Raw genomic sequence first — 15,713 nt, 5'->3', positions numbered from 1 at the left:
GGCAACGGATGCAGGCTGATCTCAACCCGGTCCTCGCGGTGCGCGCGCACCGGGGGGCGGCGCTGCTGGACGACGCGGGCGACGTGACCTACCCGGAGCTGACCGCGCGGGCCCGGCGGTTGGCGGGCGCGCTGGCAGGCTCCGGCGTCGTCCCCGGCGACCGGGTCGCGTACCTGGGGCCCAGCCACCCCGACCTGCTCGTGACCCACCTGGCGTGCGCGTGGGTCGGCGCCGTGTTCGTCCCGGTCAACCACCGGCTCACCCCCGGCGAGGCGCGCACCGTCCTGGCGGACTGCGACCCGCGCGTGGTCGTCGGCCGGGCCCCGGAGGGCCACCCGGTCCCGGCGCTGGACCCCGGCGCGGGCGACGACGGGTTCGACGCCGAGCCGCTGCCGCGCGCCGCCGACGACCTGGCGCTGCTGCTGTACACCTCCGGCACGACCGGCCGCCCCAAGGGCGTGCGGATCTCGTTCGGCAACCTGCGGCACAGCCACGAGGGCATCGCCGCGCTGACCGACCTCCGGGACGACGACGTCAACCTGGTCGTCACGCCGCTGGCGCACATCGGCGGCCTCAACTGCTTCACCCTGCGCTCGCTGGAGCGCGGCGGCGCCACGGTGGTCCGCCGCGCCTTCGACCCGGACCGGACCCTGCGCGACCTGGTCGGGCTGGGCGTCAACACGGTGTTCGCGGTGCCGTCGATGTTCGCCTCGCTGCTCAGGGCCCCCGGTTTCGCCGAGGCCGACCTGTCGCGGCTGCGCGCGCCGATCGTGTGCGGCGCGCCCGTGCCGCCGGGCCTCGTCCGCCGGTACGCCGAGCACGGGGTCATGCTCCAGCAGGCGTGGGGCACCACGGAGACCACCAGCTACATCACCTGCCTGCCCGCCGCGCTGACCACCGCCAAGGCCGGGTCGACCGGGTTCCCGCTGCCCGGCGTGGAGGTCCGGGTGGTCGACCCGGAGAGCGGGCTGCCGGTGCCGCAAGGGGTTCCGGGTGAGGCGCGGGTGCGCGGGCCGATCGTGAGCTCGGGCTACTGGAACAACCCCGAGGCCACCGCCGCCGCGTTCGACGCGGACGGCTGGTACCGCAGCGGCGACCTCGGCGTGCTGGACGAGGACGGCTGCCTGACCCTGGTCGACCGGCTCAAGCACATGATCATCACCGGGGGCGACAACGTCTACCCCGCCGAGGTCGAGCACGCGCTCGCCGACCTGCCGGGGCTGTCCGACGTGGCGGTGACCGGGCTGCCGCACCCCGAGCGCGGCGAGGTCGTCGCGGCGGCGGTCGTCGGCGCGGGCCTGACCCCGGAGGCCGTCCGGGCGCACGCGCTGGGGAAGCTGGCCGCCTACAAGGCCCCCACCAGGGTGCTCGCCGTGGCCGCGATCCCGCGCAGCAGCACCGGGAAGGTCGACCACACCGCCCTGCGCGCCCTGTTCGCGCCCGCCGACCCGCTCGGCACGGTCGAGTCGGTGATCGCGGCCGTCCTCGGCCACCGGCCGCCGCGCTCGCGCGACCGCACGTTCGCCGACCTCGGCTTCGACTCGTTGGCGGCGCTGGAGTTCCGGGACCGCCTGGTCGAGGCGACCGGCCTCGCGCTGCCCGCCAGCCTGGTGCTCGACCACCCCACCCCCGCCGCCGTGGCCAGGCTGCTCGGCGGCGACGAGCCAGCGCCCGCCACCACCGCGCCGGTCGAAGCGGAACCGATCGCGATCGTGGGCCTGGACGTGCGTCTGCCCGGCGGCGTCACCGGCCCGGAGTCGTTCTGGCGCCTGCTGACCGAGGGGCGCGACGCGATCACCCCGTTCCCCGCCGACCGGGACTGGGACCCCGCGCTGCACGACCCGGAACCGGGGGCGCCGGGCCGCACCACCGCCTGGGAGGGCGGGTTCCTGGACGACGCGACCCTGTTCGACGCCGCCTTCTTCGGCATCGCCCCGCGCGAGGCGCTCGCGATGGACCCGCAGCAGCGCCTGCTGCTGGAGACCGCGTGGACGGCGCTGGAGCGCGCCGGGATCGAGCCGACCTCGTTGCGCGGGCGGCAGGTCGGCGTCTACACCGGGCTGTTCGCCAACGACTACGACCAGCGCTTCCAGTCCGGTGTGGACGGTCACCGGCTGACCGGTGGGCTCGCGGCGCTGGCCAGCGGCCGGGTCTCGTACGCGCTCGGCCTCGGCGGTCCGACGCTGACCGTGGACACCGCCTGCTCGTCCGGGCTCGTGGCGCTGCACCTGGCGGCGCGGGCGCTGCGCGACGGCGAGTGCGAGCTGGCGCTGGTCAGCGGCGCGACCGTGATCACCTCGGAGGCCGGGTTCGTGGAGTTCTCCCGGCTCGGCGGCCTCGCGCCGGACGGCCGGTGCCGCTCCTTCGCCGACGGGGCGAGGGGAACGGGCTGGTCCGAGGGCGTCGGCGCGCTGGTGGTGGAGCGGCTGTCCGACGCGCGCCGCAACGGCCACCGGGTGCTGGCGCTGCTGCGCGGTTCCGCCATCAACTCCGACGGCGCGTCCAACGGCGTCACCGCGCCGAGCGGACCGGCGCAGCAGCGGGTGATCCGGGCGGCCCTGGCCGACGCCGGGCTGTCCCCGGCCGACGTCGACGCGGTGGAGGCGCACGGGACCGGCACCACGCTCGGCGACACCGTGGAGGCGCAGGCGCTGCTGGCCGCGTACGGCGACCGGACCACGCCGCTGCTGCTGGGCTCGGTGAAGTCGAACGTCGGCCACACCCAGGCCGCCGCGGGCGTGGTCGGGGTGGTGAAGGCGGTGCTGGCGATGCGGGAGGGACTGCTGCCCAAGACGCTGCACGTGGACCGCCCGAGCAGCCGCATCGACTGGTCCTCGGGCGCGGTGGAACTGCTGACGGAGGCCCGCCCGTGGCCCGAGGTCGACCGGCCCCGCCGGATGGCGGTGTCGGCGTTCGGGCTGAGCGGCAGCAACGCGCACGTGGTGCTGGAGCAGGCACCCGATGAGCCGGTGGCCGTTGATCCCGTTGCAGCTGAGCCGGTGGCCGCTGAACCGGTTGCCGCTGACTCGGTTGTCGCTGACTCGGTTGTCGCCGAACCGGCCGCCGCTGGGCAGCGCCCCGCGGGGCTGGTCGCCGCAGAGCCGGCTCCCGCTACTCCGCCCGCCTCCCGGCCGGTCGACCCGCCCCTGCTCGCGTTCAGCGCCCGCACCCCCGAGGCCCTCGCCGCCCGCGCCGCCGACCTGGCCACCGTGACCGACCCGGCCGCCACCGCGCGCACCCTCGCGACCGGCGCGCCCTGGGAGCACCGCGCCGTCGTCCTCGGCGACGTGCGCGCCGGACTCGCGGCGGTCGCGGCCGGGCGGACCGCGCCCGGCGTCGTCACCGGGATCGCGAAGCCGCGCGGCCGGGTCGCGTTCGTGTTCCCCGGCCAGGGCGGGCAGTGGGCAGGCATGGGCCGCGAGCTGCTCGCGCGGGACGAGGTGTTCGCCACCCGGATGGCCGAGTGCGAGCGCGCCCTGGCGCCGCACGTCGACTGGTCCCTCCGCGAGGTCCTCGGCCGCGACGAGCGGCTGCCCACCGAGGTGCTCCAGCCCGTGCTGTTCGCGCTCGCCGTGTCGCTGGCCGAGGTCTGGCGCTCCTGCGGCGTGGTCCCGGACGCGGTCGTCGGGCACTCGCAGGGCGAGCTGGTCGCCGCGTGCGTCGCGGGAGCGCTCCCGCTGGCGGACGCCGCGCGGCTGGTCGTGGCCAGGGCGCGGGCGATCGCGACCGGCATGGCCGCAGGCGCGGTGCTGTCCGTGCCGCTGCCCGAGGACGAGACCCTGCGGTGGATCGCCGAGTGGGACGCGCCGGTGGAGGTCGCGCTGGTCAACGAACCCGGCGTCACCGTCGTCGCGGGCGCCCCCGACGCGGTCGGGCGGTTCGCCGCGGGCTGCGCGGCGCTGGGCGTGCGTGCCACCCGCCTGGAGCTGGACTACGCCCCGCACACCACCGCCGTGGACGCGGTCCGCGCCGAGGTGACCGCGCTGGGCGGCACCCTGGTAACCCCTGCCACGCCGTGGTTCTCGGCCACCACCGGGACCTGGGTCACCGCCCCGCTCGCCGCGGGCCACTGGTACCGCAACCTGCGCGGGACCGTGCGCTTCGAACCCGTCGTCCGGGCGCTCGCGGCGGAGGGCTTCGACACCTTCGTCGAGGTCGGCCCGCACCCGGTGCTGGGCGGGCCGCTGCGCGTCGCGGGCGCGCTGGTGGTCGGCACGCTGCGCCGGGGCCAGTGCGGACCGGAGCGGGTGGCGCGGTCGGCGGCCGAGCTGTTCGTCGCGGGCGCGGACGTGGACTGGCGGCGCTTCCTGCCGGACGGCCCACCCGGCGCGCTGCCGCCGTACCCGTTCCAGCGCACCAGGTTCTGGGCCGAGCGCCTGACCCCCGCCCCCACCGGACACCCGCTGGTGACCGCCGTGGTGGAGGACCCGGAGACCGGGGGACTGGTGCTCGCGGGCCGGGTGTCCACGTCCGCGCAGCCCTGGCTGGCCGACCACGCGCTGTCCGGCGCGCCGGTGCTGCCCGCCACCGCGTGGCTGGACCTCGTCGCGCGGGCGGGCGAGCGGGTGGGCTGCCCGGTGGTGGACGAGCTGCTGATCACCGAGCCGCTCCCGCCCGAGGACGCGGAGGTCCGGATCCGGATCGGCGCGGCGGGCCAGGACGGTCGGCGCGAGGTGGCCGCGCACGCGCGCGCCGCCGCCGGGTGGGTCCGGCACGCGTCCGGCCGGGTGGCCCCGCAGCCCGAGGACGCGCCGGACGTGCCCTGGGCGTCGACCTGGCCGCCCCCCGGCGCGGAACCCCTTGCCGTGTCGGACTTCTACGACCGCGCGGCCGGTCTCGGCTACGACTACGGCCCCGCGTTCCAGGGCCTGCGGGCGGCGTGGGGGCGCGACGGCGAGGTGTTCGCGGAGGTGGAGGGCCCCGACGATCGGGGCTTCGCGCTGCACCCGGCGCTGGTCGACGCGGCCGTGCACACCGCGCTGCTGCTCGGCGACTCCGGGGTGCCGTTCGCGTGGAACCGGGTGGTGCGGCACGGGGCGGCCAAGCGGGTGCGGGTGCGGCTGGCGCGCGAGTCCGGGTCGCTGCGCGCGGAACTGGCCGACGAGAACGGGAAACCCGTGCTGGTGGTGGGTTCCGTGGTGACCAGGCCGGTGGACGAGCACCCCGGCTACGAGGTCGGGTGGACCCCCGCGGACGGGAGCGGCGAGGCGACCGGGTGCCAGGTGCTGCGGGTCCAGGACGCGCCCGACCTGCCGGAGCCGCACCGGGCCCGCGCGGTGGTGTGCGGGGTTCTCCTGGCGCTGCAGCGCTTCCTGGCCACCCATGGGCGCGGCCGGTTGCTCGTGGTGACCCGAGGCGCGGTGGCGGTGCGCCCCGGCGAGCCGGTCGACCCCGTGGCGAGCGCGGTCTGGGGCCTGGTGCGCAGCGCCCAGGCCGAGCACCCCGGCCGATTCGCGCTGGTGGACGAGCTGATCGACGGCGTGCTGCCCGATGACGTGCTGCCCGACGAGGAGCAGTGCGCGGTCCGCGACGGCGAGGTGCTCGTCCCCAGGCTGGTCCGCGCCCGCGCAGGCGCACGCCGGGTGCTCGACCCGTCCGGGGAGGTGCTGATCACCGGCGGCACCGGCGCCCTGGGCGCGCTCGTCGCCCGCCACCTCGTCGCGGCGCACGGCGTCCGCAGGCTGGTGCTCGTGTCCCGGCGCGGCCCGGACGCGCCCGGCGCCGCGGACCTGTGCGCCGACCTGCGCGCGGCCGGGGCCGCGGTCGAGGTGCTGGCCTGCGACGTCGGCGACCGGGACTCGGTGCGCGCCCTGGTGTCCGGCCGATCCCTGACCGCCGTCGTGCACGCCGCCGGTGTGCTCGCGGACGGCGTCCTGGAGGGCTTGACCCCCGAGCGGGTGGAGGAGGTGTTCCGCGCCAAGGTAGACTCGGCGCTGCTCCTGGAGGAGGCCACCCGTGACGCGGGCTTGGCGGTCCTCGCCCTGTTCTCCTCCATCGCGGGCGTGCTCGGCTCGGCGGGCCAGGGCGCCTACGCCGCCGCGTCGGCGTTCCTGGACGGTCTGGCGCACCGCCGCCCCGACCTGCTCTCCCTGGCCTGGGGTCCGTGGTCGGGCGGCATGATGGCCGGTCTGGGCGCGTCGGACCTGGCCAGGCACCAACGGCTGGGCGTGCGCGCGCTGGACGACGCCCGGAACCTGCGGATGCTCGACGCGGCGCTCTCGGCGGGCCCGGTGGTGGTCCCGATCGCGCTCGACCCGGCCGCCCTGCGCGACGCGCCCACCGCGCCCGCCCCGCTGCGCCACCTGGTGCGGCGGGACGACCGCGCCGCGCGCGACCTGCCCGGCAGGCTCGCCGACCTGGAGCCGCACGCCCGCCCGGCGTTCCTCACCGACGTCGTCCGCGCGGAAACGGCCGTGGTGCTGGGGCTGCGCGACCGCGCACCGTCCGACCGCGCGTTCCGGGACGTCGGCTTCGACTCGCTGATGGCCGTCGACCTGCGCAACCGCCTGTCCGACCTGAGCGGTCTCACCCTCCCCGCGACGCTGGTGTTCGAGCACCCCACCCCGGCCGCCGTCGCCGAGCACCTGCTGTCCCTGCTCGCCCCCGCGAAGCCCGACCCCGCCCCGGTCGCGGTCACCAACGAGGAACTGTTCGCCTTCATCGACAACGGCTACGGAGAAGACCATGCGCTGCGCTGAACCCGACCTGCTGACCGGGTACCTGAACGCGCTGGGGCTGGACGTGGACTACGTCCGCGCGTCCGGGAACTCCCTGTACCGCGCGGACTCCGCGGAACCGGTGCTGGACCTGGTCGGCGGCTACGGCGCCACGGTCCTCGGGCACAACCACCCCGAGCTGGTGGCGTTCGCCAAGGAGCTGCTGGACCGCCAGGTCCCGGTGTTCACCCAGTTCGCGGGCAACCGCGCCGCCGCCGACGTGACGGCGCGGCTGAACACCATCCTGCGCAGGGAGCTGGCGGACCCGGAGCCGTTCGCGGCGGTGTTCTCCAGCAGCGGCGCGGAGGCCGTGGAGGCGGCGGTCAAGCACGCCGAACTGGTCCGCCAGGGCCACCTCTCCGCGATCCTGTCCCGGATCGAGGAGAACCTGACCGCCCTGCCCCCGGCGGAAGCCGCGACCATCCGGCGCGCCAACGCGGAACGCGCGGCGACCCGCCCGGTCCTGCTGGCCCTGGAGGGCGCTTTCCACGGCAAGCTGCTGGGCAGCGCCCAGCTGACCCACAACCCGGACTTCCGCCTGCCGTTCGCGGGGGTGGGCCCGCGCTGCCGCTTCGTCGAGCCCACCGCCGAGGCCGTGGCCCAAGCCCTGGCGGCGGAACGCGTGACCGTCACCGACGTGGTCGACGGGGCGCGGGTCGAGCGCGACCTCCCCGCGGTGACCGGTTTCCTCGTCGAACCGGTCCAGGGCGAGGGCGGCGTCCGGGTGGTCGGCGCGGAGGCGGCGAACGCGTGCGCCGGGGCGGGCGTCCCCGTGCTGGTGGACGAGATCCAGTCGGGGATGGGCCGCACCGGCACGTTCCTTGCCTCCGCCCCGCAGGGCGTTCGGGGCGACTACTACCTGCTGGCCAAGAGCCTGGGCGGCGGCCTGGCGAAAGCAGCCGTGACCCTGATCCGGGAATCCCACTTCCGCAGCGACTTCTCGCTGACCCACAGCTCGACGTTCGCCGCCGACGGCTTCTCCACCGCCCTGGCCGCGAAGGTCCTGGACCTCCTGGAAGCCGACGACGGCGCCCTCTACCGCCAGGTCGCCGAGCGCGGCGCCCGCCTGGGCGAGGCGCTGGACCGGGTCCGCGCCGACCACCCGGACCAGGTCGCGGAGGTGCGCGGCCGGGGCCTGATGCTGGGCGTCGAGTTCACCTCCACCGCCCCCCGGTTCGGCTACCACGCGGCCGGGTACCTGCTGCGGGAGCACGCGGTCCGCGTCCTGCCCACCGCGAGCGCCCCGACCACGCTGCGCGTCCAGCCGTCGGTCCTGCTGACCGACGAGGAGATCGGGCGCGCGGAGCACGCGCTGCGCGCCCTGTGCGCGGTCCTGCGCACCTCGCCGGGCGGCGTGCCCGCGTGAGGCCGGCCCGCGCCGATCACCCGCCCGCGATCAGCGCACCTTCTCCGGGATGCGGTCCAGCGCCTCCAGCACGCGCACCGCGACCTCTCGCGCGTCCTTCGTCTTGATCGCGGAGTGCGCCGACAGCGCCTGCTCGACCAGCGCCAGCCTGCGCTCGTACGAGGACACGTGGGCCTGCGCGGTCACGGGGTCCACCTGCTCCCGCGCTCCTGCCGACGACCGCCTTCGGCCTCCCAGCCCGCCAAGGCGTGCTGGGACGGATCCGTCGCCGGTGGGGCCGCTGTCGCGCCCGCCGCGAGCAGTTCGCCCGCGGTCCGGGTGTTGTCGCGCTCGACGGCGAGCGACATGGTCCGGCGCGCGTGGGTCGGGTCGGTGGTCGCGGGCACGACGAGCAGGGTGAGGCGGCGCCCGTCCACCGCGATCAGGTCCACGGTGTGCGCGGACTGCCAGTTGAACCCCTCCAACCGGATTCGCCGGTCCTCGTGCGCGACCCGGCGGGGCGCGGGGTCCCACTCCGGCAGGGAGTAGCTCACCCGCGCGATCTCGCCCGTCCGCACCGCCGTGGTGGAGAGCAGCGCGGGCAGCTCGGTGACGAGGTCTCGCGAACCCGGCCACCAGGCGCCGTCCACGTGCCCCGTCACGGGGTCCTTGGGGCGCAACCGCAGTCGCTGGGGGTGGTGCCGCTCGGTGGCGGGTGGGGCTGTGGTCTGGGGAACCGGCGTCATACCGGAACTCCCGTCTCCGGCCGGGAAGAAGCCGGTTTCGCGGTTCGCCGAGCACGACACGGGCTCTACCGCCCCTGTGCGAAATGTTCTCGGTGACCCGACCGTACACCCCGCCGCGCTGGGCGAACGGTGCGGAACCGTCCCGGTTCCGCGGATTCCACCAATTCCGGCGGCTCCGGTTTGCCGCCGCACCGCACGGGTACTCCACCGCCGCGATGGCCAGCCGGGGCAGCCCGACGCCCCCGCCACCGCGACCCGCCCCGGACCCCGGCGACGCAGAACGAACACCGTCCCGGAGGTTCGAACGTGAGCAGTGCAGCCAGACCGATCACCGCCAGGACGAGCGCGGCGCCACCACCCCTGGTGGCGGGCGGGAAGTCGGCGTCCGAGATGTTCCTCGTCAAGCTGTTCGCCGTGGTCCCGGCGCTGGCGCTCGCCGCCGCGGTACCCCTGGCCTGGGGCTGGGGGCTCGGGTGGGTCGACGTCGGCCTCGCCGTGCTCTTCTACTCGATCACCTGCCTGGGGGTGACGGTGGGCTTCCACCGCTACTTCACCCACGGCGCGTTCAAGGCTGCCCGCCCGCTGCGGATCGCGCTCGCGGTGACCGGCAGCATGGCCGTGCAGGGCCCGGTCATCGCCTGGGTGGCCGACCACCGCCGCCACCACGCCCACGCCGACCGCGAGGGCGACCCGCACTCGCCGTGGCTGTTCGGCACCTCGGCCACCGCGCTCGCCAAGGGGTTCTGGCACGCCCACATGGGCTGGATCTTCGAGCGGGAGCTGACGAACGCCGCCCGCTTCGCCCCCGACCTGCTCGCCGACGCCGACATCCAGCGCGTCCACCGGTGGTTCCCGGCGCTGACCGCCGTCACGCTGCTCGCGCCCGCGCTGGCGGGCGGATTGATCACGTGGAGCTGGTGGGGCGCGCTGACCGCGTTCTTCTGGGCGGGACTGGTGCGCGTCGCCGTGCTGCACCACGTCACCTGGTCGGTGAACTCGATCTGCCACATGATCGGCGACCGGCCCTTCACCTCGCGCGACAGGTCCGCCAACTTCTGGCCGCTGGCGATCGTGTCGATGGGGGAGTCCTGGCACAACTCCCACCACGCCGACCCGACCTGCGCCCGCCACGGCGTCGGCCGGGGGCAGGTCGACATCTCCGCCCGGCTGATCTGGGTGCTCGGCAAGCTCGGCTGGGCCACCGGGATCCGCTGGCCCAAGCCGGAGCGCCTGGCCCGCAAGCTCAAGTCCCCTGTGCGCTGAGCGAGGTCGGGCTCCGCCCCCCGACCGCGCTCGGCGTTCCCGCGCGGACCGGGGCGCGCCCGGTCCGACGACGAACCCACGAAGGACGGAAAGCGGATGCGTGAACTCCCCGAAGGCGAAACGACCCTCACCCGTCGACTCAGCCTCGTCACCGGATTCCCGGCTGCGGAGCGTTCCCCGGCCTCGCGGCGCCTGCCCGCGCTCGGTTCGCGCCCGCGCCCGCACCGGGAGGAGACGGAGTCCACTCCGCAGGACCGCCCGGACACCGGGCAGCGGGCCGCTCCGGAGCGCCGGATCACCCGGAGCCCTCGCCTGCGCCTCGTAACCACGTCCTCGAAGGGCGACCCGCTCGACGGGCTCAGCGAGGTCCGCGACGAGCCTGCCCGGCAGGTGACCCGTGCCGGGTCGCGCTCGGGGGTGGGCGGAGATCGCCCGCTGAGGTTGGTGCCCGCGCCAACCGAGCACGACCTCCCCGGTTCCACCTCGTGCGGCGATGCCGCCGGGGACACCCTCAAAAAACCTTGAGCTTTCCCGGCCGCCGGGACCCAGCGGATGTCCTTCTCCACCAAGGAGGTTCTCCACGAGCACCAACTCCCACCACGGCATCCGCCCCTCGTCGCCGAAGGCAGGGGCCCCGCCGGCCGCACCCGTGTCGGTCCGGGCGCTGACGTCGTCCCGCCGTCCTCCGTGACCGCGCGCAGGCGGCACGCCGCCTGCGCGCGGGCCTTTGAGCGGTCGCCTCACGCCCGATCGCTGATGCTCCCCCCTGGTGAGCGGCCGTAGGTCGCGCCACCGGTCCCGCCCGAGCACACGCAACCCCGGCGCGGGGCGCCCGCCAGGGTCGCGGAGCAGAACCGCCGCGCGAGGGTGTCGTGCGCCCGCGCCGGGTGGGGGCACGCCGGGCAGCCTGCCTCGTCCTGCCCGGTCTCGTCGGGCGCCGGAGCGCCCCTGGTCACGTCAAGTCTTCGCACTGTCGAGCCCTTCGCGTGAGATCTGCTCTGTGCCCGGTGCTACTTCCCCGAAGTCCTTGGGCCGCAAGAGGGCTGCTTCAGGAGCGTCCCGGTTCCATTCGACTCCGCCGGGGACCGGGGCGGTGCCACCCACGGTACCCCGACATCCGGATCAGCAGTCCCCCCAAGGCCTTCCGCCGGTCCCGCACCGAGCCAGGCGCACCCGCCAACCACCCGTACGCCACCGGCCGCGGTGTTTGCGAGCCAGGGGAAGGGGCATCCGGTGCGCACAGCAGCCGCCCCGGACCCCGGCGACACCGGACAACGGGAGGCCCGCCTGCCCACACCCCCACGAGGTCTTCCCCCGCCGCCCGCACGGCGACCGGGTCGAGGACCGGGACCACGCCGGTCGAGCTGACGCTCCCGGCACACCAGCCCCACGGAGTGGAGGCGCGGGCGCCGATCGCGCCCGCCGCCACCCGACACGAGGTCGAGGAGACCCCCATGACGAACCCCACCACGACCAATCCCGCCGCGGGCAAACCGCTCGCCCAGAACGCGAGTTCCCAGAACGCGGGCCCTCGGAGCGCCGACACCGGGAACGCGGGCACAGGGATCGCCGAAACCGGAATCCCCCACGTCGGGACCCCGCACGGTGAGCAGGGCTCGACCACGCGGGGGGCGACCACCGTCGCCGACACGGTGGTCCAGAAGATCGCCGGGCTGGCGACGCGCGAGGTCTCCGGCGTGCACGCGCTGGGCGGTGGCGGTGCGGCGCGCGCGTTCAGCTCGCTCCGCGAGCGCATCCCCGGCGCCACGGCCTCGGCCGGGCAGGGCGTCTCGGTCGAGGTCGGCGAGCGGCAGGCCGCTGTCGACCTGCACGTCCTCGTCGAGTACGGCGTGTCCATCACGGACCTGGCCCGCTCGGTCCGCCGCAACGTCATCGGCGCGGTGGAGCAGATGACCGGTCTGGAGGTCGTCGAGGTCAACATCGCGGTCACCGACGTCCACATCCCCGGCGAGGACGAGGGCGACCGGACGCCGGAAACCAGCCGGGTGCGGTGACACCCGAGACCGAGGCGACGCTGATCGCCACCGCTGTGCGCGCCCTGCCGCAGGTGGCGGGACCGCACAGCGGGCGGTACGGCGAGATCGCCACCCTCCTGCCCGGTCACCGCGTGGACGGCGTCCGCGTCCGACCCGGCGAGATCGCGGTCGGGGTCGTCGCGCGCTACCCGGCCACCACCGCCGAGGTCGACGCCGCCGTCCGCGCCGCCGTCGCCCGCGCCGTCGGCGGGGCGACACCGGTGCAGGTGTGGATCGGCGACGTCGCACTCCCCGGCGCACCTCCGCTCACCACACCTTCGTCCGGCGCCCACCCAGCCGACGCCCGCCCGCCGGTCACACCGCTGCCCGACGCCTCCCCGCCCGACGTGCTCTCGCCGGTCGCCCACCCGCCCGGCGCGCCGCTGCCCGTCGCCCGCCCAGCCGACGCCCGCCTGGCAGGCTCCTCCCCTCCCGGCGCACCCCCACCCACCCCGCCCCCGGTCCGGGCGCCCACCCGGCCCGCACCGGCCACCACACCAAGGACGGCACCGTGAACTCCACCACCACCGGCCTGCTCACCGGCCTCGCGCTCGGTTTCGCGGCCGCCTTCGGCGGTTTCGCGGCCTTCCTCGTCGTGCTGCTCCTCGGCGCGGCCGGGGTCGCGGTCGGCCGGGTCCTCGACGGGCAGCTCGACCTCTCCGCGCCGTCCCAGCCCGCGCGGCCCCGCCGCGACCGCTGGTGACCGCCGTGACCACCGACGGCGTCACCACGGGCGGCGTGCGCACCGGCGCCGGGCACGACCCGGCGGAGCGGGGCCGCCTCACCATCAGCGACGCGGCGGTGGCGCGGGTCGCCGCGCGCGCCGCCGCCGAGGTCGACGGCGTCGGCGGGTCGGCCTACCGCCTGCTCGGCGTCGCCGTGGGCGCGGAGGAGGCGGACGAGGACGTCCGGGTCACCGCAGACGTCGCAGGCGCGGTCGTCGCGCTCGACGTGCGGTTGTCGCTCGGCTACCCGGCGTCGGTGCGCCGCACCACCGAGCAGGTGCGAGCCCACTTGGTGCGCCGGGTCCGGGACCTGACCGGCCTGACCGCCTCCCCGGTCGACATCACCGTCACCGCGCTGCACCCGACAGGCACGCCTGCGGGGAGGGTCCGGTGAAGCGCTCCTCGCGCCGGAGCGCACCGGCCGTGCTCGTGGCGCTGGCCGTCCTCGCCGCCTGCGCGGTCGTCACCACCGTGGCGGCGCGCCGCATCCTCGGTCTCACCCCGTGGATCGAGACGGGCGCGCTGTTCGCCGCGCTGCACGGCGCGCGCTGGACCGACCCGGTCGTGACGCTCGCCGCCGCCGCCTGCGCGCTGCTCGGCGCGGTCCTGCTGCTGTGCGCGCTGCTCCCCGGCGCGCCCACCGTCGTGCCGCTGCGCGACGACGACCCGGACGTGGAGCGGGCGGTGAGCTCCGGTGTGACGCGCCGCAGCCTGCGCCGCGCCCTGCGCGCCACCGCGGCGTCGGTCGACGGCGTGAACGCCGCGGGTCTCGTCCTCACCCGCCGCGCGGTCAGCGCGACCGTCACCACCGACCGCACGAGCACCGCAGGCCTGGCCGACGCGGTGCGCGCGGCCGTCGAGGAGCGACTCGACCGCCTCGGGCCTGCGGGCAGACCCGAGGTGGGCGTCCGGGTCAAGGCCAGGAGGACCCGGTGAACGGCCTCGACCGGCTTTCCTGGCTCAACCGGGCCTTGCTGGCCCTGATCGGCGCGCTGCTGCTCGCCTCGGGCGGGTTCGGGCTCGCCGCCCGGTTCGCCGCGCTGGACGTCCTTCCCGCCGACGCGCCCCTCGTCCCCGGCGTCGAGCCGCCACCGCCCTGGGCCTGGTGGCTCACCGCGGCCTGCGGAGTCGTCCTCGGGCTGCTCGCCGCGGGCTGGCTCGCCGCGCAGGCGAGCCGTGGGCCGAGGAGTCCGACCTGGCGGTCCGGTGCCGTCGACGGCCGGACCGAGCTGGCTGCGAGCACCGCCATCGCCCCGCTGCTCGCCGAGGTCGGGGCCTGCCCAGGAGTGCGCGCGGTGCGCGGCGCCCTCGCAGGCCCCCTGGAGAGCCCGGCCCTGGCACTGGTGATCAGCACCGGGCGGGGCGGTGACCCTGGCGCCATCCGGCACGAGCTCGTCACGCGAGTGCTGCCCCGGCTGCGCCGGGCTCTGGACCTGGCCGAGCTGCCCACGACCGTCGAGTTCCACGTCGGCGGCGAACCCGGTCCTCGGACCGGGGCTCTGCCGCCGCCGGGAGCGGGCACGTGACCCCCGCGGGAGCCGGGGCGGGCGCACCCTCCGGCGCGGTCGCCGCGTCGCGGCGCGCCGCCCCGTCGAGGGGAAATCCCGCCTGGCTCGTCCGGCGATATCCAGAAAATCACCGGGAACCGGTTGCCGGGGCGCGGTCGCGGAATTCCCGGAAAACAGACGTCGAACTCCAGGTCGCCCCCGGTCGGGAGCCGCCACGAATCCGGCAGGACTGGCCGGAGGTTGGAACACCGAGATGAGCACGAACCCGATCGCACCCACCGCCGATCCGACCGATCCGGCTGGGGCGGCCGAACGCCGTCGCGCGGAGCCCGCGCGGGTGGGCCCTGCGGAAGACCGGACCGCCCAGGACCGGACCGCCCAGGACCGGACCGCCGAGGACCGGGTCGACGTCGTGCCCGCCCTCGGCCGGTCGGACCCGCCCACCGACCCCCGACTCCCGGTCGCGCCCGACGCGTCGACCGACGTCCACCCTGTGCACGGCCCCCTGTGGCGCAGGCGGGTTCGGGTCAACGTGGGGCGCGGCAGGCGCTCGCGCTCCACCGGCCGCTGACGCGGGCCCCGGCGCGGCCCTTCCTCCGTCCTGGCGGGCGGGTGCGCCAGGCGGCCCGTCCTCACAAAGAGTCAAAAACATCCCGGTTCATTTTCGGCGATTTCGGCGTTGTGTCGACCCGGTTTTCGGGAATATTTTAATCTCCAACCAGTGCGCCTTGCGCGAAGTACGTGACCAAACGTACGCTCGGCTCGTGAGCAATTTTTCGCCCGCTTGGACCGCACGGACACCCGCTCAGGTGAGGAGAACCTCCATGATTGTCGCCACCCACGATCCCCGCCGGCCGCAACCGCCCGAACTCGTCCACCCGCCGCCCCCCGCGCAGCCGCTGCTGACGGTCGTGAGCCGACGGCTGTCGCCGCGCGCGCTGGTGTGCGAGGTGTCGGGCGAGGTCGACTCGAACAGCGCCCAGCACCTGCGCGAGCACCTCGTCGGGCTGATCCGCGTCTCCGGTCCCGACCTGGTCGTCGACCTCGACGGCGTGCGGCTCCTCGCTGCGGCTGGTCTGGGCGTCCTGGCGGAGGCCGCCGCGCTGGCTGCCGCGGCCGGAGTGCGGATGCCCGTCGTCGCCTCCACCCGCCAGGTCCTGCTGCCGCTGGCCCTCACCGAGCTCGACCTCGTGCTCGACGTGCACCGGAACGTCACCGACGTCCGGCTCCGCAGCTCCCAGCACGGTCCCCGGCGGCGCGCGCCGTCGGAGCGCAGGCGCCCGGCCCGCCCGCCGGTGTCCTCCCTGTCGAACGCGTCCTAGCGCCCTCGGCCACCCCCGTCCTCCCCGATCGCTGTTCCCCGAGCGGTGCGCG

Annotated in this window: 14 protein-coding genes; 11 read left to right on the top strand and 3 right to left on the bottom strand. The window is 76.0% G+C overall.

Features of this window, described 5'->3' with window-relative positions; translation table 11 throughout:
- Nucleotides 1–8: 8 nt before the first annotated feature.
- Together CNX65_RS37965 and CNX65_RS23000 are read left to right on the top strand one after the other, a co-directional pair.
- The gene (locus CNX65_RS37965) at nt 9–6,698 is read left to right on the top strand and encodes a type I polyketide synthase (protein WP_096495623.1); all 6,690 of its coding nucleotides are present in this window, start codon (nt 9–11) and stop codon (nt 6,696–6,698) included.
- Entirely contained in the window at nt 6,685–8,082 is a 1,398-nt protein-coding gene (locus CNX65_RS23000; RefSeq protein ID WP_096495622.1) for an aspartate aminotransferase family protein, read from the top strand. The genes CNX65_RS37965 and CNX65_RS23000 overlap by 14 nt, the downstream gene beginning before the upstream one ends.
- Before the next feature lie 30 nt (nt 8,083–8,112).
- On the opposite strand, the gene CNX65_RS36360 is transcribed toward CNX65_RS23000, so the two are convergent.
- Both CNX65_RS36360 and CNX65_RS35620 read right to left on the bottom strand, forming a co-directional pair.
- The gene (locus CNX65_RS36360; protein ID WP_177154322.1) at nt 8,113–8,268 is read right to left on the bottom strand and encodes a DUF6307 family protein; all 156 of its coding nucleotides are present in this window, start codon (nt 8,266–8,268) and stop codon (nt 8,113–8,115) included.
- Nucleotides 8,265–8,807, bottom strand: a complete 543-nt coding sequence (locus CNX65_RS35620; RefSeq protein WP_157767804.1) for a DUF5994 family protein — start codon at nt 8,805–8,807, stop codon at nt 8,265–8,267. Before CNX65_RS35620 ends, CNX65_RS36360 begins: the two co-directional genes overlap by 4 nt.
- Before the next feature lie 390 nt (nt 8,808–9,197).
- Between CNX65_RS35620 and CNX65_RS22990 the strand changes: the two genes are divergently transcribed.
- Nucleotides 9,198–10,070: an acyl-CoA desaturase gene (locus CNX65_RS22990; RefSeq protein WP_177154365.1), complete on the top strand. Its 873-nt coding sequence runs from the start codon at nt 9,198–9,200 to the stop codon at nt 10,068–10,070.
- Between the two features lie 740 nt (nt 10,071–10,810).
- On the opposite strand, the gene CNX65_RS22980 is transcribed toward CNX65_RS22990, so the two are convergent.
- Nucleotides 10,811–11,026, bottom strand: a complete 216-nt coding sequence (locus tag CNX65_RS22980) for an RGCVC family protein (protein WP_096495620.1) — start codon at nt 11,024–11,026, stop codon at nt 10,811–10,813.
- A 498-nt stretch (nt 11,027–11,524) separates the two neighbouring features.
- Here CNX65_RS22980 and CNX65_RS22975 point away from each other — a divergent pair, with 498 nt between their 5' ends.
- The 8 genes from CNX65_RS22975 to CNX65_RS22940 all read left to right on the top strand — a co-directional run bounded on the left by CNX65_RS22975 (nt 11,525) and on the right by CNX65_RS22940 (nt 15,661).
- The gene (locus CNX65_RS22975) at nt 11,525–12,085 is read left to right on the top strand and encodes an Asp23/Gls24 family envelope stress response protein (protein ID WP_232519965.1); all 561 of its coding nucleotides are present in this window, start codon (nt 11,525–11,527) and stop codon (nt 12,083–12,085) included.
- Nucleotides 12,082–12,621 (top strand): hypothetical protein, encoded by a 540-nt coding sequence (locus CNX65_RS36355; protein ID WP_177154321.1) that lies wholly within the window; start codon nt 12,082–12,084, stop codon nt 12,619–12,621. Before CNX65_RS22975 ends, CNX65_RS36355 begins: the two co-directional genes overlap by 4 nt.
- Nucleotides 12,618–12,809 (top strand): hypothetical protein, encoded by a 192-nt coding sequence (locus CNX65_RS22965; RefSeq protein WP_096495619.1) that lies wholly within the window; start codon nt 12,618–12,620, stop codon nt 12,807–12,809. The genes CNX65_RS36355 and CNX65_RS22965 overlap by 4 nt, the downstream gene beginning before the upstream one ends.
- A gap of 5 nt (nt 12,810–12,814) precedes the next feature.
- Nucleotides 12,815–13,225, top strand: a complete 411-nt coding sequence (locus CNX65_RS22960; protein ID WP_232519964.1) for an Asp23/Gls24 family envelope stress response protein — start codon at nt 12,815–12,817, stop codon at nt 13,223–13,225.
- Entirely contained in the window at nt 13,222–13,767 is a 546-nt protein-coding gene (locus CNX65_RS22955) for a DUF6286 domain-containing protein (RefSeq protein WP_096495618.1), read from the top strand. Before CNX65_RS22960 ends, CNX65_RS22955 begins: the two co-directional genes overlap by 4 nt.
- Nucleotides 13,764–14,357 carry an alkaline shock response membrane anchor protein AmaP gene (locus CNX65_RS22950; RefSeq protein WP_096495617.1) on the top strand — a complete coding sequence of 198 codons (594 nt, stop codon included), beginning with the start codon at nt 13,764–13,766 and terminating at the stop codon, nt 14,355–14,357. Before CNX65_RS22955 ends, CNX65_RS22950 begins: the two co-directional genes overlap by 4 nt.
- 235 nt (nt 14,358–14,592) lie before the next feature.
- Nucleotides 14,593–14,910 (top strand): hypothetical protein, encoded by a 318-nt coding sequence (locus tag CNX65_RS22945; protein WP_096495616.1) that lies wholly within the window; start codon nt 14,593–14,595, stop codon nt 14,908–14,910.
- 340 nt (nt 14,911–15,250) lie between these two features.
- Entirely contained in the window at nt 15,251–15,661 is a 411-nt protein-coding gene (locus tag CNX65_RS22940; RefSeq protein WP_198320542.1) for an STAS domain-containing protein, read from the top strand.
- Nucleotides 15,662–15,713: the final 52 nt, after the last annotated feature.

The sequence above is a fragment of the Actinosynnema pretiosum genome (genome assembly GCF_002354875.1).
Lineage (GTDB): Bacteria > Actinomycetota > Actinomycetes > Mycobacteriales > Pseudonocardiaceae > Actinosynnema > Actinosynnema auranticum.
Note: the sequence above shows the minus strand (reverse complement) of the source record. Positions and strands in the feature narration are given on the sequence as shown.

Coding starts and splice junctions, on each gene's coding strand:
- CNX65_RS37965 (WP_096495623.1), top strand. CDS start 9: ATGCAGGCTGATCTCAACCCGGTCCTCGCGGTGCGCGCGCACCGGGGG.
- CNX65_RS23000 (WP_096495622.1), top strand. CDS start 6,685: ATGCGCTGCGCTGAACCCGACCTGCTGACCGGGTACCTGAACGCGCTG.
- CNX65_RS35620 (WP_157767804.1), bottom strand. CDS start 8,807: ATGACGCCGGTTCCCCAGACCACAGCCCCACCCGCCACCGAGCGGCAC.
- CNX65_RS22990 (WP_177154365.1), top strand. CDS start 9,198: ATGTTCCTCGTCAAGCTGTTCGCCGTGGTCCCGGCGCTGGCGCTCGCC.
- CNX65_RS22975 (WP_232519965.1), top strand. CDS start 11,525: ATGACGAACCCCACCACGACCAATCCCGCCGCGGGCAAACCGCTCGCC.
- CNX65_RS22945 (WP_096495616.1), top strand. CDS start 14,593: ATGAGCACGAACCCGATCGCACCCACCGCCGATCCGACCGATCCGGCT.